At 63.3% G+C, this 20,378-nt stretch carries 18 protein-coding genes; 8 read left to right on the top strand and 10 right to left on the bottom strand.

The features are described from left to right. Nucleotides 1-3: 3 nt before the first annotated feature. From dnaN to mutM, 5 genes are all read right to left on the bottom strand, one after another. Nucleotides 4-1,125, bottom strand: coding sequence for a DNA polymerase III subunit beta (gene dnaN / locus AC2FML_RS16420; protein ID WP_170342392.1), 1,122 nt, complete (start codon nucleotides 1,123-1,125; stop codon nucleotides 4-6). A gap of 221 nt (nucleotides 1,126-1,346) precedes the next feature. Continuing rightward, a complete protein-coding gene (gene dnaA / locus AC2FML_RS16425) occupies nucleotides 1,347-2,738 on the bottom strand; it encodes a chromosomal replication initiator protein DnaA (protein WP_496783885.1) in 1,392 nt (463 codons plus the stop codon). 542 nt (nucleotides 2,739-3,280) lie between these two features. After that, on the bottom strand, nucleotides 3,281-3,544 hold the full coding sequence (gene rpsT / locus AC2FML_RS16430) for a 30S ribosomal protein S20 (RefSeq protein WP_093963612.1): 264 nt from the start codon (nucleotides 3,542-3,544) through the stop codon (nucleotides 3,281-3,283). A gap of 230 nt (nucleotides 3,545-3,774) precedes the next feature. After that, the gene (gene acuK / locus AC2FML_RS16435; protein WP_073279647.1) at nucleotides 3,775-4,551 is read right to left on the bottom strand and encodes an acryloyl-CoA hydratase; all 777 of its coding nucleotides are present in this window, start codon (nucleotides 4,549-4,551) and stop codon (nucleotides 3,775-3,777) included. Between the two features lie 66 nt (nucleotides 4,552-4,617). Further along, nucleotides 4,618-5,469 carry a bifunctional DNA-formamidopyrimidine glycosylase/DNA-(apurinic or apyrimidinic site) lyase gene (gene mutM, locus AC2FML_RS16440; protein ID WP_496783886.1) on the bottom strand — a complete coding sequence of 284 codons (852 nt, stop codon included), beginning with the start codon at nucleotides 5,467-5,469 and terminating at the stop codon, nucleotides 4,618-4,620. 86 nt (nucleotides 5,470-5,555) lie between these two features. Here mutM and ubiE point away from each other — a divergent pair, with 86 nt between their 5' ends. Then, the gene (gene ubiE, locus AC2FML_RS16445) at nucleotides 5,556-6,308 is read left to right on the top strand and encodes a bifunctional demethylmenaquinone methyltransferase/2-methoxy-6-polyprenyl-1,4-benzoquinol methylase UbiE (RefSeq protein WP_170367545.1); all 753 of its coding nucleotides are present in this window, start codon (nucleotides 5,556-5,558) and stop codon (nucleotides 6,306-6,308) included. 3 nt (nucleotides 6,309-6,311) lie between these two features. Beyond that, a complete protein-coding gene (ubiB, locus tag AC2FML_RS16450; protein WP_480637736.1) occupies nucleotides 6,312-7,841 on the top strand; it encodes a 2-polyprenylphenol 6-hydroxylase in 1,530 nt (509 codons plus the stop codon). A 94-nt stretch (nucleotides 7,842-7,935) separates the two neighbouring features. On the opposite strand, the gene AC2FML_RS16455 is transcribed toward ubiB, so the two are convergent. Further along, nucleotides 7,936-9,111, bottom strand: coding sequence for an acetyl-CoA C-acyltransferase family protein (locus AC2FML_RS16455; protein ID WP_496783887.1), 1,176 nt, complete (start codon nucleotides 9,109-9,111; stop codon nucleotides 7,936-7,938). Nucleotides 9,112-9,228: 117 nt separating this feature from the next. On the opposite strand from AC2FML_RS16455, the gene AC2FML_RS16460 reads away from it, so the two are divergent. The 6 genes from AC2FML_RS16460 to AC2FML_RS16485 all read left to right on the top strand — a co-directional run bounded on the left by AC2FML_RS16460 (nucleotide 9,229) and on the right by AC2FML_RS16485 (nucleotide 14,879). Next, nucleotides 9,229-9,795, top strand: coding sequence for a helix-turn-helix domain-containing protein (locus AC2FML_RS16460; RefSeq protein ID WP_170343122.1), 567 nt, complete (start codon nucleotides 9,229-9,231; stop codon nucleotides 9,793-9,795). A gap of 117 nt (nucleotides 9,796-9,912) precedes the next feature. Next, on the top strand, nucleotides 9,913-11,097 hold the full coding sequence (locus AC2FML_RS16465) for a glycine C-acetyltransferase (protein ID WP_496783888.1): 1,185 nt from the start codon (nucleotides 9,913-9,915) through the stop codon (nucleotides 11,095-11,097). Beyond that, complete coding sequence (locus tag AC2FML_RS16470) at nucleotides 11,097-12,047, top strand: PLP-dependent cysteine synthase family protein (protein ID WP_170445310.1); 951 nt, start codon at nucleotides 11,097-11,099, stop codon at nucleotides 12,045-12,047. Before AC2FML_RS16465 ends, AC2FML_RS16470 begins: the two co-directional genes overlap by 1 nt. Before the next feature lie 20 nt (nucleotides 12,048-12,067). After that, nucleotides 12,068-13,096, top strand: a complete 1,029-nt coding sequence (gene tdh, locus AC2FML_RS16475) for an L-threonine 3-dehydrogenase (RefSeq protein ID WP_170343222.1) — start codon at nucleotides 12,068-12,070, stop codon at nucleotides 13,094-13,096. Between the two features lie 64 nt (nucleotides 13,097-13,160). Then, complete coding sequence (locus AC2FML_RS16480; protein ID WP_170359924.1) at nucleotides 13,161-14,048, top strand: tryptophan 2,3-dioxygenase; 888 nt, start codon at nucleotides 13,161-13,163, stop codon at nucleotides 14,046-14,048. A gap of 3 nt (nucleotides 14,049-14,051) precedes the next feature. Next, nucleotides 14,052-14,879, top strand: a complete 828-nt coding sequence (locus AC2FML_RS16485) for an alpha/beta hydrolase (RefSeq protein ID WP_480722340.1) — start codon at nucleotides 14,052-14,054, stop codon at nucleotides 14,877-14,879. Nucleotides 14,880-14,930: 51 nt separating this feature from the next. Here AC2FML_RS16485 and infB read toward each other — a convergent pair whose 3' ends face one another. From infB to rimP, 4 genes are read right to left on the bottom strand one after another with little or no spacing between them, the layout of a single operon-like run. Then, complete coding sequence (gene infB, locus AC2FML_RS16490) at nucleotides 14,931-17,411, bottom strand: translation initiation factor IF-2 (RefSeq protein WP_496783889.1); 2,481 nt, start codon at nucleotides 17,409-17,411, stop codon at nucleotides 14,931-14,933. A gap of 8 nt (nucleotides 17,412-17,419) precedes the next feature. Further along, nucleotides 17,420-18,043, bottom strand: coding sequence for an RNA-binding protein (locus AC2FML_RS16495; RefSeq protein ID WP_170456629.1), 624 nt, complete (start codon nucleotides 18,041-18,043; stop codon nucleotides 17,420-17,422). A 22-nt stretch (nucleotides 18,044-18,065) separates the two neighbouring features. Beyond that, nucleotides 18,066-19,748, bottom strand: coding sequence for a transcription termination factor NusA (nusA, locus tag AC2FML_RS16500; protein ID WP_496783890.1), 1,683 nt, complete (start codon nucleotides 19,746-19,748; stop codon nucleotides 18,066-18,068). Further along, on the bottom strand, nucleotides 19,748-20,338 hold the full coding sequence (gene rimP, locus AC2FML_RS16505) for a ribosome maturation factor RimP (RefSeq protein WP_170342422.1): 591 nt from the start codon (nucleotides 20,336-20,338) through the stop codon (nucleotides 19,748-19,750). Before rimP ends, nusA begins: the two co-directional genes overlap by 1 nt. Nucleotides 20,339-20,378: the final 40 nt, after the last annotated feature.

Below are 20,378 nucleotides of genomic sequence, written 5' to 3' on the forward strand. Positions count from 1 at the left end.
CGATCAGACGCGCATCGGCATCACGACATAGACCGCGCTCTGGTCATTGCCTTCGCGCATCAGGGTCGGGTCGCCCGCCGAGTTGAACAGGAACACCGCGTTCTCGCGGTCCACCTGGCTTGCGATTTCCAGCAGGTACTTGGCGTTGAAGCCGATTTCCAGCCGTTCGTCGCCATAGGCCACGGCCAGCTCCTCCTCGGCGGCGCCGCTGTCGGGCGCATTCACCGACAGGACCAGCTTGTCGCCGTCCAGCTGCAGCTTTACCGCACGGGACCGTTCGGACGACACGGTTGCCACCCGGTCGACGGCCTGGGCGAACTCGGCCGCGTCGACTTCCATCTTGCGGGTGTTGTTCTGCGGAATCACGCGGGTGTAGTCGGGGAAGGTCCCGTCGATCACCTTCGAGGTCAGCGTGATGTCGGGTGTGGCAAAGCGCACCTTGGTTTCGCTGACCGACACCGCGATGTCCATGTCGTCATCTTCCAGCAGCTTGCGCAACTCGCCCACCGTTTTGCGCGGAACGATCACGCCAGGCATATCGGCGGCCCCGTCAGGGCAATCCGCGTCGATCCGCGCCAGACGATGCCCGTCCGTGGCCACGCAGCGCAACACCTTGCCGCCCTCGGGGCCATCCGTCACGTGCATGTAGACGCCGTTCAGGTAATACCGGGTCTCTTCCGTCGAGATGGCGAATTTCGACTTGTCGAACAGCCGCCGCAGCAGAGCCGCCGAAGCGGTGAAGTTCGACTGGTACTCCGAGGACGCCATCACCGGGAAATCCTCTTTCGGCAGGGTCGCCAGCGAGAAGTTCGACCGCCCCGCCTCGACCGTCAGTCGGCCAGCCGCGCTGTCGGCGGTCAGCGTGACCAGCGCGCCATCGGGCAGCTTGCGCACGATCTCGTGCAGAGTCGTTGCCGCAACCGTGGTTGCACCCGCCTTTTCGACCTGCGCGGGGGCCTTGTCGACCACCTCGATATCCAGATCGGTCGCGCGGAACAGAACCTGATCGCCCTCGGCCTCGATCAGCACGTTGGCCAGGATTGGAATCGTGTTGCGGCGTTCCACAACGGATTGGGCCTGCGAAACGGCCTTGAGCAGCGTGCCGCGTTCGATGCTGATCTTCATACCCTCAATTCCTCTGATTTGAGTGCTTACATGGGCGGGACTGGCAAGTTAGCGGTTCAGCCCTGAGGCACAAGGATTTTTTACCGATTTCTGGGTCGGAACGCGCAAACCGTCAAGGTCCCGAGCGGCCCTGCGCCCCAGTTCCGTGGAAATCGTGGAAAAATGCGCACAGAAAAACCGCCCCCGCGCAGAGCCGGGACGGCTTTTCGAATTGCAGGGGCTCAGGCTTCGAGCGCCCGGCGCAGCATTTCCACATCTTCGGCGATCTGACCGTCGGTCAGCTTCAGCTCTTCGATGCGTTTGACGCCGTGCATGACGGTGGTGTGGTCACGCCCGCCAAAGCGGCGGCCGATCTCGGGCAGCGACCGGCTGGTCAGCTGCTTGCACAGATACATCGCCACCTGACGCGGGCGGGCATAGGACCGCAGACGTTTCGGCCCGATGATGTCGGACAGGCGGATGTTGTAGTAGTCGGAAACCTTGCGCTGGATCTCTTCGACGGTGATCTTGCGTTCCGAGGCGCGCAGCACGTCGGCCAGACAGTCCTGCGTCAGTTCCATGTCGATCTCACGGCCGACCAGCGAGGCAAAGGCGAACAGCCGGGTCAGCGCCCCTTCCAGAACGCGTACGTTGGTCGAGATGCGATGGGCCAGGAATTCCAGCACGCCATCGGCGATCTTCAGGTCGGGATAGGTCTTGGCGTATTGCTGCACCTTGTTCTGCAGAATGCCCAGGCGCAACTCGTAATCGGTCGGGTGCAGGTCAACCACCAGTCCGCATTGCAGACGCGACTTGACCCGTTCCTCCAGATCCTTGATTTCACCCGGCGCGCGGTCGGCCGAGATGATGATCTGCTTGTTTTGATCCACCAGCGCGTTGAAGGTGTGAAAGAACTCCTCCTGCGTCGAATCCTTGCCGGCGATGAACTGCACGTCATCGACCATCAGCACGTCGACCGAGCGGAACAGGTGTTTGAAATCCATCATCCGGCGTTCGCGCAGGGCCTGTACGAAGCGGTACATGAACTGTTCGGCAGACAGGTACAGCACATTGAGCTCGGGGCGTTTGGTCTTCAGCTCCCAGGCGATGGCATGCATCAGGTGCGTTTTACCGAGCCCAACCCCACCGTACAGAACCAGCGGGTTGAATGTGACGGGGCCGCCTTCGGAAACACGGCGCGCGGCGGCATGGGCCAGTTCGTTGGGCTTGCCGACGACGAAGGTGTCGAAGGTAAAACGTGCATCCAATGGCGCGGCCTGCAGCGACTCGAGCGCCTCATTGGTTCCGTTGCTTTCCGGCGCCAGCTCGATATTGACAGGCTCGGGCTGGTCTTCGACCGGGCGAACCGCGGCGGCGGGACGCGCCGGTGAGTTGGCGGCCACCCGGAAAGCCAGGCGCTGAACCGACTCTCCGGCCGTGTTCAGCTCGTACAGAATGAGGTCTGCAAAATTTTGACTGACGTAGTTCCCCATGAAGTTGGTCGGAACCGAAAATACGGCCACGCCTCCCTTCAATTCCTGAAATTCCAGTGGTTCAATCCAAGTCGTAAAATTGTTCCGGCCCACGGCCTTCAGCAATTTGTTACGCAGTTGTCCCCATTTTTCTTGTGTCATCCAGCGCCTCACGCATCCCAATATTTTTGACCTAATCGGCCTTATGATTGTGACCGGTATCCCGGTTCTTTTGCGTTCACTCGCGCACAGATATTCTGTCGCCGAAACCCCAAGAATCGGCGGGAATATCAGTGGTCACGACGCTTGCCTGTTTGACGACGACCAAAAAGTACGGCCGCCCAAACCGCGGTTTGCGCCACGCAGTTCCAGTTTTCGACAGGGCCAAGATCATCGGAGCAGCCGAGATCCGCAGCAGATCGTCAAACCGGTTGGCACCGGTTGCCGACATTCGCCCCTGGATCATTCTGATGCCCGTCAGTCCGATCGCAGGAACAGCCTGTCCCCCCAAGCGAGTGAATCGCTGAAACTGTCGTAGCAAGAGGCAGTGGGGCCGGGCAACGAAACTCTGATATTGACTCGGGTCTTTGGGCGAAAGAATCTCTCGGTTTCGTGAAGGCGCGGCATTCTGGCAACAACGCAAAAGGCGCCGCACGGGGCGACGCCTTCGAAACCGGAATGAACCAGCAAATGTTGACGCTAGGTCAACCCAGCGCTTTGACGCGCGCCGACAGGCGCGACATCTTGCGGGCTGCGGTGTTCTTGTGGAACACGCCTTTGGTGACGCCGCGCATCAGCTCGGGCTGGGCCGCGCGCAGAGCGGCGGTTGCCGCGTCCTTGTCGCCGGATGCGATAGCTTCTTCGACCTTGCGCAGGAAGGTGCGGATGCGCGAACGGCGTGCTTTGTTGATTGCATAACGCTTCTCGTTCTGACGAGCGCGTTTCTTTGCCTGGGGCGAGTTTGCCATGTGTCTCTGACCTTTGTTCGGTACGTTTGTCTAGGGTTGCACGTCACGGAATTACCCGCACCGGATCAGAAATCACGAGTGTGAATCGGGCCAAGCGGGCCGCACGCGCATGTATGGTGGCGGTCAATAGCCAAGTTTTCAGACTTTGCCAAGCCGATTCTTGGCCTTGTTGCCCGCCATGAAAAAAGGCGGGCAACGCCCGCCTGATCCTGCAGTCTTGTCGGCGCCGGTTATTTGTCGCGGAACTGGGCCGCGCGCTTTTCAAGGAATGCGGCCATGCCTTCCTTCTGGTCTTCGGTCGCGAACATCGAATGGAACACGCGCCGCTCGAACAGCATGCCCTCGCTCAGCGGCACCTCGTAGCTGCGGTTGACCGCCTCTTTCGCGGCCATCGCGGTTAGCAGCGATTTCTCGGCAATCTTCTGGGCCGCGCCGGTCGCCTCTTCGATCAGCTTCTTGGCCGGCACCACGCGCGACACAAGGCCCGAGCGCTCGGCCTCTTCGGCATCCATGAAACGCCCGGTCAGGTTCATGTCCATCGCCTTGGACTTGCCCACGAACCGCGTCAGGCGCTGGCTGCCGCCCATCCCGGCGATGACGCCCAGATTGATCTCAGGCTGGCCGAACTTGGCGGTGTCTGCGGCGATGATGAAATCGCACATCATGGCCAGCTCGCACCCGCCGCCCAGCGCATAGCCCGCCACCGCCGCGATGATCGGCTTGCGGATCGCGGTGATCCGGTCGTTGGCGTCGGCGAACAGGTTGGTGGTGTAGACATCGACAAAGCTCATCTCGGACATCTCCTTGATGTCCGCGCCCGCGGCGAATGCCTTTTCCGATCCGGTGATGACGATGCAGCGCACCTTGTCATTGGTGTCCGCGTCCTCGAGCGCCTCGCACAGCTCACCCAGAAGCTGAGTGTTCAGCGCGTTCAACGCATCGGGTCTGTTGAGCTTGATTAGGGCGACGTGGTCTTCGATTTCGACGATGATCGTCTCAAAAGCCATGAGGTCTGAGCTTTCGGTTGTTCCGTTCAGGTCCAATTCCTTATCACGCGAAAAACTCGGATCAAGCTATCTTTGGCATTGCGCGCAATAGAAGGTTGAGCGTCCCGACTGGGTGATTCTGCGGATTTCGGCCCCGCAGCCCTCGGTCCGGCAGGGCTGGCCCTCGCGCCCGTAGACGTCGAAACTGTGCTGAAAATATCCAAGCTCTCCATCGGCTTGCCGGAAATCACGCAGCGAGGATCCGCCGGCCTCGATGGCCTCGGCCAGCACCGTCCGGATCACCGGAACCAAGGCCTCGACCCGCCCGGCCGAGATCTGACCCGCCTTGCGACGTGGCGACACTCTGGCGCGGTAGAGCGCCTCGCAGACATAGATGTTGCCCAGCCCGGCAACGATTCTCTGATCCAGCAGCGCCGCCTTGACCGGTGAGGCCCGGCCGCGGAAGGCGTCGATCAGATAGGTCTCGTTGAAATCGTTGCCCAGCGGCTCCGGCCCCAGCACGGCCAGCAGCTTGTGCTGCTCGGCGGTGGCCGTGGGCATCAGGTCCATCGCCCCGAACCGGCGCGGGTCATTGAAAGTGATGCGCGCGCCGTTGGCCATATGAAACACCACGTGGTCATGTTTCTGCGGCATCGGGTGATGATGCACGAACTGGCCCAGCGGATCGCCGGACACAGTCATGCGGCCCGACATGCCCAGATGAATCAACAGGGTTTCGCCGCCGCTCAGATCGGCCAGGATGTATTTCGACCGCCGCCGCAGACGTTCGACCCGCTGGCCGGTCAGCCGTTCGGTCATCCGCTCGGGGAACGGCCAGCGCAGATCGGGGCGGTTCACGTCCGCCCTTTCGATCACCACGCCTTCCATCGCCGGGGCAAGGCCGCGTCTTACTGTCTCGACCTCGGGCAATTCGGGCATTAGACGGCTCCTATTCCAAAGGGCCGCATTGTGCCCCGGTTTCCAGGCCCTATAACAGAGACGAAATTCGACGAACGGCAAGGCTTATGTCCGACAACAGCGACAAGACCACTCATTTCGGTTTCGAAACCGTCCCCGAGGCCGAAAAGGCCGGGCGCGTGCAGGGCGTATTCAACTCGGTCGCGTCGAAATACGACGTGATGAATGACGTGATGTCGATGGGCATCCACCGGGTCTGGAAGGACGCCATGATGGACTGGCTGGCGCCGCGCCCCGGCCAGCGCCTGCTGGACGTGGCGGGCGGTACGGGCGACATCTCGTTCCGCTTCCTCAAGCGGGCGGGCCACGGCCATGCCACGGTGCTGGACCTGACCGAGCCGATGCTGGTCGAGGGGCGCAAGCGCGCCGAGGCCGCGCAGATGGCCGACAGCCTGGACTGGGTGGTGGGCGACGCGATGGCCCTGCCGTTCGAGGACAATACCTTCGACGTCTACACCATTTCCTTCGGCATCCGGAACGTGACCCGCCCGCAAGAAGCCCTGAACGAGGCCTACCGCGTGCTCAAGCCCGGCGGCCGCCTGATGGTGCTGGAGTTCAGCCAGTTGCCCAATGACGGGCTGCAGAAACTCTATGACCTCTACAGCTTCAACGTGATCCCGCGCATGGGTAAGCTGATCGCGAACGACTACGACAGCTATCAATACCTGGTCGAATCGATCCGCAAGTTCCCCGATCAGGATACCTTTCTGGGCATGGTGCGCGCCGCCGGATTCGAAAACGCGAAATACCGCAACCTCAGCATGGGCATCGCGGCCCTGCATTCCGGCTGGAAGATCTGACGCATGCGCGGCCCCCACAACATCATCCGCCTGATCCGCACAGGCGCCACGCTGGAGCGCACGGGCGCAATGAACGTGGTGCTCGACGCTTTCGAAGCCCCGCGCGCGTTGCGGATCGTGGCCCACACCTTGGGCAAACCGTTCCAATGGCTGGGCTACAAGGGCGACCCGTCCATGCCGCCGGCGACCCGGGCGCTGACCGCCCTGGGCCCGGCCTACATCAAGTTCGGTCAGGTCCTGTCCACGCGCCCCGATGTCGTCGGCGAAGAGCTGGCCGAACAGCTGCGCGTCCTGCAGGACAAGCTGCCCCCCTTTCCACGCGACGTGGCCATGGCCGAGGTCGAAAAGGAGCTGGGCCAACCTCTGGACGAGATGTTCTGGGAGTTCAGCGAACCGATCGCGGCCGCCTCGATCGCGCAGGTCCACAAGGCCAAACTGGCCAGCACAGGCGAGGATGTGGCCGTCAAGGTCCTGCGCCCCGGCATCGAACGCGCGTTCCGCAAGGATGTGGATGCGTTCTATTTCGCCGCCCGGATCGTCCAGCTTTTCGCCCCCGGTGCGCGCCGACTGCGCCCGATGGACGTGATCGAGCATTTCGACGGCGTCGTCCGCGGCGAACTGGATCTCAGGCTCGAAAGTTCGGCAGCCTCGGAATTTGCCGCCAACACGCAGAATGACGAAGGCTTCTGGCTGCCGCCCGTGGTGTGGTCGCTGTCCGCGCGCCGGGTCATGACGCTCAGCTGGGCAGACGGCATCCCCTTGGGCGACAACGACGCGCTGGACGCCGCAAATCACGACCGCCGCGACCTGGCCGAGCGTGTGCTGCGCCTATTCCTGCTGCACGCCCTGCGCGATGGCTTCTTCCACGCCGACATGCACCAGGGCAACCTCAAGGTCGCCGCGAACGGCGACATCATCGCCTATGACTTCGGCATCATGGGCCATATCGACGAATACACCCGCCGCGTCTATGCCGAGATCCTCTTCGGCTTCATCCGCCGCGACTACAAACGCGTGGCCGAGGTGCATTTCGAGGCCGGCTATGTCCCGGCTAACCAGGACGTCGATGAATTCGCCCGCGCCCTGCGCGCGGTCGGCGAGCCGATCTTTGGCATGGATGCCACCCATATCTCGATGGGCCGCCTGCTCAACTACCTGTTCGAGGTGACCGAACGCTTCGGCATGGAAACCCGCACCGAACTGATCCTGCTGCAACGCACGATGGTGGTGGTCGAAGGCGTCGCCCGCTCGCTCGACCCGCATATGAACATCTGGGAGGTCGCCCGCCCCGTGGTCGAGGACTATATCAAGCAGTCCATCGGCCCCCGCGCCGCCCTTCGTGATTTAGGAAAAACAGCGCTGGTTCTTGCACGGTTCGGGCCCCGCCTGCCTGATCTGGTCGAAAATGCCCTGATCGCTCAGACCCGCAAGGATGATCCCTCCGGGTCAGATTTCTGGCCCAAGGCCATTCCCGCCGCGATCGGAGCAGCCGCCGGGGCAGTGGCCGTCCTGATCCTTGCGGGCCTGGGCTGACAGACGCCGCCGCTTTATCTGGCCAAAAATATCCTCGGGGGGAATCGCGCCCCGGCGCGATGGGGGGCAGACAGCCCCCCGGCCCAGCCTCGGATCAGAGCCGTTCGATGGCGATGGCAATCCCCTGCCCGCCACCGATGCACATGGTGATCAACCCTTTCGACCCACCGATGCGCTCCAACTCGTACAAAGTCTTCAGCGTGATGATCGCCCCGGTGGCCCCCACCGGATGACCCAGGGCGATGGCCCCGCCATTTGGGTTCACCTTCGCTGGATCGAGCCCCAGTTCCTTGTTCACTGCCAGCGCCTGGGCGGCAAAGGCCTCGTTGCTTTCGATCACGTCGAAATCGCCCGCCGACAGGCCGGTTCGCTCCAAAAGGTTGCGCACGGCCGGAACCGGGCCGATCCCCATCACTTCGGGGCGAACGCCGGCATGGGCATAGCCTAGGATGCGCGCCTTGGGCGTCAGGCCGGCTTTCTCGGCGGCATCGGCCGTGGCCAGAACCATCGCCGCCGCGCCGTCATTGATGCCCGAGGCGTTGCCCGCGGTCACACGCCCGTCCTTCTGGAACACCGGGCGCAACCCGGCCAGGGCTTCGGCCGTGGTGGCCTTGGGATGCTCGTCGACCTTGAAATCGACCATGTCGCGCTTGACCTTGACCTGCACCGGCGCGATCTGGCTGTCGAAATAGCCCGCCTCGATCGCAGCCGCCGCGCGCTGCTGGCTGGCCAGCGCAAACGCGTCCATCTCCTCGCGCGTGATCTGGTGTTCATCGGCAACGTTCTCGGCGGTGACGCCCATATGCCCGGTGCCAAAGGGGCAGTTCAGCGCGCCCAGCATCATGTCCAGCGACTTGATGTCGCCCATCTTGGCGCCCCAACGCGCCTGCGGAACGATGTAAGGGCTGCGCGACATGCTCTCGGCGCCGCCGGCCACGGCAAATTCGGCATCCCCCAGCATCAGCGATTGAACTGCCGATACGATGGCCTGCGCGCCCGACCCGCACAGCCGGTTCACGTTCATCGCCGGGGTGCCGTTCGGAATGCCCGCCTGCATCGACGCGACGCGGGACAGGTACATGTCGCGCGGCTCGGTGTTGATGACATGTCCGAACACCACATGCCCGATCCGGTCGCCTTCGACGCCGGATTTCTCAAGCGCGGCCTTGGTCACGACGGTGGCCAGATCAATCGGCGGGGTCGCGGCCAGCGACCCTCCGAACGTACCGATTGCGGTGCGGGCACCGTCCAGAATCACGATGTCGGTCATGTCTCTCTCCTCTTGGATTTGCGCGCAGTATGCACCCGCAGCATGGGCCTGTCGCGCGGGACGTTCCGTCATCGGCGGAATTGACAATTCACGCCCGGACGCGCAAGAAATTCCGCCATGACGGAAAACTCAGACGATATCCTGACACGCCTGCCCGCCCGCCTGAAAGAGGCCCGGCGCGCCAAGGGACTGTCACTGGAAGCGGTGGCCAATCTCAGCGGCGTGTCCCGGTCGATGGTCAGCCAGATCGAACGCGGCGAAAGCAGCCCCACGATCTCGACCCTGTGGAACCTGACCCGTGCGCTACAGGTCGATTTCGCCGGTCTTCTGGAAGAGTCCGAGACCACCGACCAGATCGAAGTGCTGCGCAGCGCCGAGGTGCCCAGCATCGACAATATGGGCCAATCCTGCCGGATCCGCATCCTCTCGCCACCCGAGGAGGCCGGCGGCCACGAGGTCTATGATATCCGGTTCGACGCAGGTGGCGCACTGAACAGCCAGCCCCATGCCCGCGGTGCGCGCGAACAGCTGACCGTGCTGGAAGGGACCGTCCGCGTCACCTCGGGCGCCGCGACGATGGAACTGCGCCAGGGCGACACGGCCCGGTATGCGGCCGATGTGGCCCACGCCATCGCGGCGCCGGACGGACCCGCCCGCGTGTTCCTGATCGTCAAGAACGCCTGATCCGCACATATCGGCCAATTTCCGCCTTCACGGATTTTTTTCCGCCATACTGAAAATCTCCTATTTGGGAAGCGCGTCCGTTATGTTAGATACGCGACTCAGAAGAAGGAGATCGCCATGGCTGATGCATTCCTGTCCCACGTTTCGGACACCCTCTCGCAGATCAAGGCGGAAGGCCTGTACAAGACGGAACGAATGATCACCTCGCCCCAAAGCGGCGAGATCACGGTGGGCGGACGTCAGGTCATCAACCTGTGTGCCAACAATTACCTGGGTCTGGCCGACCATCCGGCGCTGATCGAGGCCGCGAAGAACGCGATGGAGCCCAAGGGGTTCGGCATGGCCTCGGTCCGGTTCATCTGCGGCACGCAGGACATCCACCGCGAGTTGGAGCAGCGGTTGGCCAAGTTTCTGGGCAAGGACGATTCGATCCTGTTCGCGGCCTGTTTCGACGCCAATGGCGGGTTGTTCGAACCCCTGCTGGGACCCGAGGATGCCATCATCTCGGACAGTCTGAACCATGCCTCGATCATCGACGGGGTGCGGCTGTGCAAGGCCAAACGCTATCGCTACATGAACAATGACATGAACGACCTCGAGGCCTGGCTGAAACAGGCGCGCGAGGACGGGGCGCGGCACATCATGATCGCCACCGACGGAGTGTTCTCGATGGATGGCTACCTGGCCAACCTGCCCAGGATCCGCGAACTGGCCGACAAATACGACGCGGTGCTGATGGTCGATGACTGCCACGCCACCGGCTTCATGGGGCCGCGAGGCGCGGGCACGCCGGATCATTTCGGCGTGGACGTGGACATTCTGACCGGGACATTGGGCAAGGCACTTGGGGGGGCAATCGGCGGTTACATCGCCGGGCCGCAGCCAGTGATCGACCTGCTGCGGCAGCGGGCGCGGCCCTATCTGTTCTCGAATTCGCTGCCGCCTTCCATCGTCGCCGCCGGGCTCGAGGCGATCCGCCTGGTCGAAGAGGGCGACATGCTGCGCAAGCAACTGTTCGGCAACGCGAAATACTGGCGCGCCGGGCTGGAGAAGCTGGGGTTCGACTTGCTGCCGGGTGAACATCCGATCATCCCCGTGATGCTGGGCGAGGCGCAGCTGGCGCAGGACATGGCCGCCCGCCTGTTCGACGAAGGCGTCTACGTCTCGGGCTTCTTCTTCCCGGTGGTCCCGCGTGGCCAGGCCCGCATCCGCACCCAGATGAACGCGGCGCTGACCCGCGACGAGTTGGACCGCGCGCTGGCCGCCTTCGGCAAGGTCGGCAAGGCGTTGGGGGTCATCTGATGGTTCTGAACTCGGTCATCGACGCGATCGGCGATACGCCCCTGATCGAGCTGTCCCGGGTTTGCCAAATACTGGATCTGGACGGCCGTATTCTAGCAAAGCTGGACTATCTGCTGCCGGGCTTTTCGAAAAAGGATCGGGCCGCCCGGTCCATCATCGAACAGGCCCGCGCCGACGGCAGCCTGATCCCGGGGCAGACGGTGGTCGAGCTGACCTCAGGCAACATGGGCACCGGCCTGGCGATTGTCTGCGGCATTCTGGGGCACCCGTTCGTGGCGGTCATGAGCGCAGGGAACTCGGTCGAACGCGCCCGCATGATGCGCGCCTTGGGCGCCGAGGTGGTGATCGTCCCTCAGGCCGAAGGCGGCAAACCGGGCGAAGTCTCGGGCGCCGACCTGGCGCTGGTGGATGACGCCGCCCGCCGCATCACCGCCGAGCGCAACGCATTCCGCGCCGATCAGTTCGGCCACGCGGGCAACCCCAAGGCCCATGCCGCCGGGACGGGTCCGGAAATCTGGGCCCAATCAGCAGGTACCGTGACAGCCTTTTGTGATTTTGCCGGCTCTGGCGGCACACTTGCCGGGGTCTCTGACTACCTGTCACCCCTTGGGGTGCGGTGCTATGCGGTCGAGCCCGACGGCGCTCGTGCCTTGGCCGGTGAACCCGTCCGTGCGCCCGATCATCCGATCCAGGGCGGTGGTTATGCGATGTCGGTTCTGACGCATCTGAACGGAGCGAAATTGGCCGGTCATCTGTCCGTCACCGGCGCATCAGCGCGCGACGCCGCCCGCCTGTTGGCCCGCACCGAAGGCATCTTTGCGGGCTTTTCCGCCGGGGCGAACCTGGCTGCCGCCATCGACCTGCTGCGTGGCCCCGAACGCGGTGGCTGCATCGCCATCGTGATGTGTGACAGCGGCTTGAAATACCTGTCGACCGATTTGTGGGAGTGATCCGGATGCGACCCAACACGATGAAAGCGCTGGAGAAGTCCAGGCCCGAAGAAGGACTGTGGATGGTTCAGGCCCCGGTCCCCGAGATCGGCCCCGACGAAGTTTTGATCCGCGTGAAGAAGACCGGGATCTGCGGCACCGACATCCATATCTGGAACTGGGATGAATGGGCGTCCCACACGGTGCCCGTCCCCATGATCACCGGCCACGAATTCGCCGGCGAGATCGTCGAGCTGGGCCGCAACGTGACCGGGTTGAAGATCGGCCAGCGGTGCTCGGGCGAGGGTCACCTGATCGGCACCGACAGCCGCCAAAGCCGCGCGGGCAAGTTCCACCTGGACCCGGGCACCCGCGGGATCGGGGTGAACGAACAGGGCGCTTTTGCCCAATATCTCAAGCTGCCGGCCTTCAACGTGGTGCCCCTGCCCGACGACATTCCGGACGAAATCGGCGCGATTCTCGACCCGCTGGGCAATGCCGTGCACACCGCGCTGAGCTTCGACCTGCTGGGCGAGGACGTGTTGATCACCGGCGCCGGCCCGATCGGGATCATGGCCGCCGCGGTGGCCCGCCACGCCGGCGCCCGGCATGTGGTGATCACCGACATCAACCCCGACCGGCTGGCGCTGGCGCAGCATGTCGTGCCTTCGGTCCGGGCGGTGAACGTGGCCGAGGAAGAGCTGCAATCGGTGATTTCCGACCTGGGCATGAGCCAGGGTTTCGACGTGGGGCTGGAAATGTCGGGCTCGCAGGCGGCTCTGGACCAGATGGTCGAGGCGCTGGTGATGGGCGGCAAGATCGCCCTGCTGGGCATTCCGCCCGGAAAATCGCCCGTCGACTGGAGCCGCATCGTGTTCAAGGCGATCACCATTAAAGGCGTCTACGGCCGCGAGATGTTCGAGACCTGGTACAAGATGATCGCGATGCTGCAGAACGGGCTGGATGTCAGCCGGGTCATCACCCATCGCTTTGCCGCCGATGACTTTGCGCAGGGCTTTGCCGCCATGAAGTCAGGAAAATCGGGCAAGGTGGTGCTGGACTGGGCCTGACCCTCTGGATAGTTGCAAACGCACCTTCTAGACAGGTGCGCACACATGCCGGGGAGGAAATGAAATGGCCGACAAAGCCAAGGGCGACCGCCCGCTGGAGCGGGGAATCGAAGACACGCTGGTAACCGATTTCGCGGACACGCACCGCAAAAGCTATGGCGATTTCCTGCAACTCAAGACCCTGCTGAACTTGCAGAAAACCTTTCAGGACCCGGCCCAACCCGATGAGATGCTGTTCATCATCATCCATCAGGTCAGCGAGCTTTGGCTGAAACTGATGCACCATCAGCTGGTCGAGGTGCGCCGGTTTCTGCAGCAGGATGAGTTCGGCCCCGCGATGAAGAACCTGGACCGGATCAAGGCGATCCAGCGCCAATTGATCGCCGCGTGGGAAACCCTGCTGACCATGACGCCCGCCGACTATATGACCTTCCGCAAGGCGCTGGGCAATTCATCCGGCTTCCAGAGCTACGGCTATCGCCAGATCGAGTTCATCCTGGGCAACAAGGACACCGCCACGCTGAAGGTGCATGAGCACGACCCCGAAGTGATGGAGATGCTGACCGCCGCTCTGGTCAAACCGTCGCTGTATGACGAGGTATTGCACATGCTGGCGCGGCAGGGGTTCGACGTGCCGCAGGACCTGCTGGACCGGGACTATTCAAAGACCTATTCCGGCGATCCGCGCATCGTGAAGATCTGGGCCGAGATCTACCGGAACACGGGCCGGTACTGGGACCTGTATGCGCTGGGAGAAAAGCTGATGGATGTGGAATCGCTGTTCCAGCGGTGGCGGTTCGACCATGCGACCGCCGTGGAACGTGTGATCGGCATGCAGCCAGGCACTGGCGGCTCCAGCGGCGTGGCTTTTCTGCGCAAGGCGCTGGAGCTGCGATTCTTCCACGACCTTTATGACGTGCGCACCGACCTGATGTACGGCGGACAGGGCTGAGCCATGCTGTATCGCGGATTTACCCAAGCCGAGCTGGAGCGCGAATACGCGCCCAGTTCGATGATCGGCGGCGACCTTGCGCCCTATCTGGCGGCCTATTCAGCGCTCAGCGCGCAGGCGCGGGCGCAACTGACGGTGCAAGAGACCCTCGGCTATGGCGACACTCCCGCGCAGGTGCTGGATTTCTTTCCCGCCCGCGCGCCCGGCGCACCGCTGCATGTGTTTATCCACGGCGGCTATTGGCAGGCGCTCAGCCAGCGCGACTCGGCGATGATGGCGCCCGCGCTGGTCCAAGGCGGGCAGGCCTTTGCGACGGTGAACTACACGCTCGCCCCCGACGCGCGGCTGGGCCAGATGGTCGATGAATGCCGGACCGCGCTGATGTGGCTGGCCACCCGGGCCAAGTCGCTGGGGTTCGACGCCTCGCATGTCACCCTGTCCGGGCACAGCGCCGGCGCGCATCTGGCGGCGATGGTCATGGCGACCTCGGCCGACCAATTCGCCCGGATCGGCCTGCGGGTGCGCGAAGTCATCCTGATCAGCGGCGTCTACGACCTGGAACCGATCAGTCTGACCCCGGTCAACGATCCCCTGCAGCTGACCCCGGTCGAGCTGCACGACCTGTCCCCCACCCTGAACCTGCCCGCACCCGGGCCGCGCTATCGGGTCACGGTGGGTGAGCGGGACACGGGCGAGTTCATCCGCCAGAGCCGCGATTATGCCGAAGCGTTGCGCAAGGCCGGCCATGCCGTCAGCTTCGACCTGCAGCCGGGCACGCACCATTTCGACATCATCCTCAAGGACGGGACGTTTCTGAACGACCACCCCTGAAAGCGAAAACGGCGGCCCTGGGGACCGCCGTTTCTTTCGATTTCGACCGGATCAATCCAGCGTGCGGGTGACTTCCTCGCGCTCGAAGATCTCGATCACGTCGCCGGGGCGGATATCGTCGTAGTTCTCGAACGCCATACCGCATTCCTGACCCGACTGAACCTCGGCCACTTCGTCCTTGAAGCGTTTCAGCGTCTTCAGCGTGCCTTCGTGGATCACCACGTTGTCGCGCAGCAGGCGCACGCCGGCCGAGCGGCGGGCAACGCCCTCGGTGACCAGACAGCCGGCAACCTTGCCGACGCCGGTGACCTTGAACACTTCCTTGATCTCGGCATAGCCGATGAACTTCTCGCGGATCTCGGCGCTCAGCAGGCCCGAGGCGGCGGCTTTGACGTCATCCACCAGATCGTAGATTACCGAGTAGTAGCGGATCTCGACGCCCTTCTGGTTGGCGGTGTTGCGCGCCGATGCGTTGGCCCGGACGTTGAAGCCAAAGACCGGAGCACCCGACGCTTCGGCCAGGCCGATATCGGTTTCGGTGATGGCGCCGACGCCCGAGTGCAGCACGCGCACGCGCACCTCGTCGTTGCCGATCTTCTCCATCGCCTGGACGATCGCCTCGGCCGAGCCCTGCACGTCGGCCTTGACCAGAATGGGCAGCTCGGCCACGTTCTCGTCTTCTTTGGCCTTCTGCATCAGCTGTTCCAGCGTGGTCGCGGCACCGGCGGCGGCGCGCTTGTCCTTGGCAACCTGCGCGCGGTACTCGGCGATCTCGCGGGCCTGCGCCTCGGTCTCGGTCACGTTCAGAACGTCACCGGCCTCGGGCGTACCGTTGAGACCCAGAACCTCGACCGGAACCGAAGGCCCGGCTTCCTGGACGCGCTCGCCCTTGTCGTTGATCAGCGCGCGGACCTTGCCGTACTGCTCGCCCACGACGAAGATGTCGCCTTGGCGCAGCGTGCCCTTCTGGACCAGAACGGTCGCGACCGGGCCACGGCCCACGTCCAGCTGCGCCTCGATCACGGCGCCTTGCGCGGCGCGGTTCGGGTTGGCCTTCAGCTCCAGAATCTCGGCCTGCAGCGCGATGGCTTCCAGCAGATCGTCCAGACCCTGTCCGGTGATGGCCGACACTTCGACATCCTGAACCTCGCCGGACATCTTCTCGACGATCACCTCATGCTGAAGCAGGTCGGTGCGCACCTTGTCCGGGTTGGCCTCGGGCTTGTCGACCTTGTTGATCGCAACGATCATCGGAACACCGGCGGCCTTGGCGTGGTTGATTGCCTCGACCGTCTGCGGCATCACAGCGTCATCCGCCGCGACAACCAGCACCACGATGTCCGTTACCTGAGCACCGCGCGAGCGCATCGAGGTAAAGGCCGCGTGGCCCGGCGTATCCAGGAAGGTCAACGTTGTGCCGTCGTTGGTCTGCACCTGATAGGCGCCGATATGCTGGGTAATGCCACCGGCCTCGCCCGCAACGACTTTGGCGTCGCGGATCGCGTCCAACAGCGAGGTCTTGCCGTGGTCGACGTGACCCATGATGGTAATGACCGGCGGACGGGGCTGCAGGTCTTCATCCTTGTCCTCGACATCCGAGATGACATCCTCGACATCCGCATCCGAAACCCGCACGACCTTGTGGCCGAATTCTTCGATGATCAGTTCGGCAGTGTCGGCGTCGATGGTCTGGTTCTGCGTGACCATCATACCCATGTTCATAAGCGACTTGACGACATCGGCGACGCGTTCGGCCATACGGTTGGCCAGTTCCGATACGACGATCGCCTCGGGCAGTTGAACCTCGCGGATCACCTTTTCCCGTTCGACCGAGCCGCCCATGGCTTTCTGCCGCGCACGCTCCTGCTTGCGCTTCATCGATGCCATCGAACGCTGCCGACCACCTTCACCGCCCGACAGCGCCTGATTCAGGGTCAGCTTGCCCGAACGGCGGCCATCGTCGCGGCCCTTGCCGCGGGTCTGACGCTGTTCGCGATCCGCCTTGCGCGGTGTTTCCGCTGGCGCAGGCTTGCTGTCCGCGGGGGCCTTGGCTTTGGGCGCCTCTTTCGCGGCCGCGGCTTCTGCTGCGGCGCGCTGAGCGGCTTCTTCGGCCTCTTTCTGCTTGCGCTCTTCTTCCTCGGCTTTCTGCCGGGCTTTCTCCTCGGCCTCGCGCTGTTCGCGCTCTTTGGCCTCCTGTTCGGCGCGGCGGCGTTCACGCTCTTCGGCGCGCGCCTTTTCCTCGGCCTCGCGGCGTTCGGCTTCCTCGACCTCACGGGCCTTGGCCGCCTGCAACGCCTTCAGGCGCCGATTCATCTCGGCATCGGAAATCCCGGCCGGCCGGCGCGAAGGATCACCCGACGGCGCAGCGCCACCGCTGGGCTTGGACGCTCCCGGCTTGGGAACCACCACGCGCTTGCGTTTGGTTTCCACCACGACATTCTTGGTACGTCCGTGGCTGAAACTCTGTTTCACATTCCCGGGGCGTGCCCCACCACGAAGACCCAATGTCTTTTTGCCGTCACTATCGCTCATAAAGCTTCTTACCCTTCCGCGCGGCCCTTGCCGCCGTCATCCATATCGCGCAAGCCACGCAGGCGCTGCGCTTCCTCTACAACACGTTTGGCGAGTCCGCCAGAGGCGAGCGCCGCATGAATCACCGTTTGGCGCCCAAATGCCGCCCCAAGCTCGTCTGCGGTCAGCCAGCCAATGTATTTCCCGAAATGCGGCGTGCTCAGCTTGGACTTGCCGCGCCCGGAACCATCGACCGCCTGAATCAGAACCCAGGCCTCTTCGCGATCAAGCCAGGACTTGACCTTTTCATACCCGGCGACCGCATCGCCGGACTTTCGCGCCAGGCTGATCAATTCGATCACGCGGCGCGACAATTGACGCTCCACCTCGTCCACAAGGTCCTGCGGTACAGTCACCTGCGCCTTGAACCCGCGTGCAAACAGCTTCTTGCCGACGGCCGTGCCCAGCGCCTTGCGATCCGCCGAGACATAAACGCCCCGACCCGGCAACTTGGACGCGACATCCGGGAAAACCTGCCCATCCGGGCCGGTTACAAAGCGGATCAGCCCGTACCGAGGCTGCACCTCGCCCGTGGCGATGCATTTCCGCTCTGGCCCTTCGGACCGTTCCTTTTGGACGCCACCGCGACCCATGTGTGCCACCCGAGGCCTGGAATCAGGCCTCGGCCTCCTCGTCTGCTGCTTCGTCCTCGACGTCTGCCTCGGGCTGCTCCAGATCGGCGGGGTCAACCCAGCCCAACATGACCCGGGCGGTCATCACCAGATCCTGTGCCTCTTCCAGCGTCACGCCAAAGGGTTCGAGAATACCGTCATCCTTGACTCGCTGGCCATCAACCGTGGTCCAGCCTCCGGCCAGTTCCCAGTCAGCGCAGGTTGCAAAGTCTTCCAGCGTCTTGACGCCGTCCTTGGCAAGCGCCTCAACCATTTGGGGTGTCAGGCCCTCAAATTCAATAAGGCTGTCCTCAGCACCCAGGCTGCGGGCGCTGTCCAGCGCCGCCTTGGCCTGTGCCTCAAGGAATTCGCGCGCACGGGCCTGCAGCTCGTTTGCGGTGCCTTCGTCGACGCCATCGATGACCAGCAGTTCGTCCAGCTCGACATAGGCCACTTCTTCCAGGTTGGTGAACCCTTCCGAGACCAGCAGCTGGGCAAAGAATTCGTCCAGGTCCAGGCTGTCCATGAACAGCTGCGTGCGGGCTTCGAACTCCTTCTGACGGCGCGCCGATTCTTCGGCCTCGGTCATGATGTCGATGTCCAAACCGGTCAGCTGGCTGGCCAGACGCACGTTCTGACCACGACGACCGATCGCCAGAGACAGCTGTTCCTCGGGCACGACGACTTCGATCTTGCCGGCCTCTTCGTCCAGAACCACCTTGGAAACCTCGGCGGGCTGCAGCGCGTTCACCAGGAAGGTCGGCTGGTCTTCGTTCCACGGGATGATGTCGATCTTTTCGCCCTGCAGCTCGTTCACGACGGCCTGCACGCGGCTGCCGCGCATACCAACGCAGGCGCCGACGGGGTCGATCGAGTTGTCATACGAGATGACCGCGATCTTGGCACGCGAACCGGGGTCACGGGCCACGGCCTTGACCTCGATGATGCCGTCATAGATTTCCGGCACTTCCATCTTGAACAGCTCGGCCATGAACTCGGGCGCGGTGCGCGACAGGAAGATCTGGTGACCGCGCGTTTCGCGGCGCACTTCCTTGATGTAGGCGCGCACCCGGTCATTGGGGCGATAGCTTTCGCGGCCGATCTTGTCGTTGCGGCGCAGAACCGCCTCGGCCCCGCCCAGATCGACGATCACGTTGCCGAATTCCTCGCGCTTGACCGCGCCATTGATGATGGTGCCGACACGATCCTTGAAGTCTTCGTACTGGCGGTCGCGCTCGGCCTCACGGACCTTCTGCAGGATGACCTGTTTGGCCGACTGCGCGGCGATCCGGCCCATTTCCACGGGCGGAACCTCTTCCTGGAACACGTCGCCCACCTGCGGACCGGTCGAGAAATCCTCGATCGGCTGTCCGTCGCGCAGCCAGACCGCGCGGCCATCCTTGCTGGGCTCGAAATAGGCGCGCGCCTGATCGACGGTCATCTCGGCCTGATAATTCTCAAGCTCTTCCTCATCGACCACGGTGCGGACGCGGGTAAAAGTCGCCTTGCCGGTCTTGCGGTCGATCGACACGCGGATGTCCATCTCGGCACCGTAGCGGCTCTTGGCGGCACGCGCGAGCGATTCCTCCATCGCTTCGACAACCAGACCGGGGTCGATCATCTTTTCGCGGGCCACGGCCTCGGCGGTCTGCAACAGCTCAAGCTGGTTTGCTGAGGTGATTGCCATCAGTTCGTCTCCTCTTCGGACCCTTCGGTCTCAATCTCGTCGAAAGCGTTTTCGTTCAGGGCGCCGGCATCCTTGCGCTGGCGCAGCATTTCCTTGATCAGGTCATCGGTCAGGACCAGCTTGGCGTCGCTCAGCCAGTCGAATTGCAGGCCGATTGTCACGGTCTCTTCGCCGTTGGGGATGTTGATCAGAACCTCATCCCCTTCGACACCGGCCAGTTCCCCCTTGAAGCGGCGGCGGCCGTCGATCAGTTCGGTGGTTTCCAGCTTGGCCTCGTATCCCTCGAACATCTCGAAATCCTTCAGCCGCGTCAGCGGGCGGTCGATGCCGGGGCTGGACACTTCCAGCGTATAGGCGTCAAGGATCGGGTCCTCGACGTCCAGCGTGGCGCTGACCGCGTTCGAGATCTCGGCGCAATCATCCACCTCGATGCCGCCATCGGGCTTGTCGGCCATGATCTGCAGCGTAGTCTGCTTGCCGCTCATCAGGCGGATGCGGACCAACTCATACCCCAGATCCTCGATCACCGGAGTGATAATCTCGGCCAGTCGTCGGTCGATCGCCGCCTTGGCTATCAGGTCGTTTGTCATATGGTGCTCTACCCTTCAATCGGGCACAAAAAAACGGGCG

The sequence above is a fragment of the Ruegeria sp. BHSC029 genome, from assembly GCF_059613085.1.

What these genes read in the sequence shown, in the direction of transcription:
- dnaN (WP_170342392.1), bottom strand. Translation starts at nt 1,125, where the DNA reads ATGAAGATCAGCATCGAACGCGGCACGCTGCTCAAGGCCGTTTCGCAG.
- dnaA (WP_496783885.1), bottom strand. Translation starts at nt 2,738, where the DNA reads ATGACACAAGAAAAATGGGGACAACTGCGTAACAAATTGCTGAAGGCC.
- rpsT (WP_093963612.1), bottom strand. Translation starts at nt 3,544, where the DNA reads ATGGCAAACTCGCCCCAGGCAAAGAAACGCGCTCGTCAGAACGAGAAG.
- acuK (WP_073279647.1), bottom strand. Translation starts at nt 4,551, where the DNA reads ATGGCTTTTGAGACGATCATCGTCGAAATCGAAGACCACGTCGCCCTA.
- mutM (WP_496783886.1), bottom strand. Translation starts at nt 5,469, where the DNA reads ATGCCCGAATTGCCCGAGGTCGAGACAGTAAGACGCGGCCTTGCCCCG.
- ubiE (WP_170367545.1), top strand. Translation starts at nt 5,556, where the DNA reads ATGTCCGACAACAGCGACAAGACCACTCATTTCGGTTTCGAAACCGTC.
- ubiB (WP_480637736.1), top strand. Translation starts at nt 6,312, where the DNA reads ATGCGCGGCCCCCACAACATCATCCGCCTGATCCGCACAGGCGCCACG.
- AC2FML_RS16455 (WP_496783887.1), bottom strand. Translation starts at nt 9,111, where the DNA reads ATGACCGACATCGTGATTCTGGACGGTGCCCGCACCGCAATCGGTACG.
- AC2FML_RS16460 (WP_170343122.1), top strand. Translation starts at nt 9,229, where the DNA reads ATGACGGAAAACTCAGACGATATCCTGACACGCCTGCCCGCCCGCCTG.
- AC2FML_RS16465 (WP_496783888.1), top strand. Translation starts at nt 9,913, where the DNA reads ATGGCTGATGCATTCCTGTCCCACGTTTCGGACACCCTCTCGCAGATC.
- AC2FML_RS16470 (WP_170445310.1), top strand. Translation starts at nt 11,097, where the DNA reads ATGGTTCTGAACTCGGTCATCGACGCGATCGGCGATACGCCCCTGATC.
- tdh (WP_170343222.1), top strand. Translation starts at nt 12,068, where the DNA reads ATGAAAGCGCTGGAGAAGTCCAGGCCCGAAGAAGGACTGTGGATGGTT.
- AC2FML_RS16480 (WP_170359924.1), top strand. Translation starts at nt 13,161, where the DNA reads ATGGCCGACAAAGCCAAGGGCGACCGCCCGCTGGAGCGGGGAATCGAA.
- AC2FML_RS16485 (WP_480722340.1), top strand. Translation starts at nt 14,052, where the DNA reads ATGCTGTATCGCGGATTTACCCAAGCCGAGCTGGAGCGCGAATACGCG.
- infB (WP_496783889.1), bottom strand. Translation starts at nt 17,411, where the DNA reads ATGAGCGATAGTGACGGCAAAAAGACATTGGGTCTTCGTGGTGGGGCA.
- AC2FML_RS16495 (WP_170456629.1), bottom strand. Translation starts at nt 18,043, where the DNA reads ATGGGTCGCGGTGGCGTCCAAAAGGAACGGTCCGAAGGGCCAGAGCGG.
- nusA (WP_496783890.1), bottom strand. Translation starts at nt 19,748, where the DNA reads ATGGCAATCACCTCAGCAAACCAGCTTGAGCTGTTGCAGACCGCCGAG.
- rimP (WP_170342422.1), bottom strand. Translation starts at nt 20,338, where the DNA reads ATGACAAACGACCTGATAGCCAAGGCGGCGATCGACCGACGACTGGCC.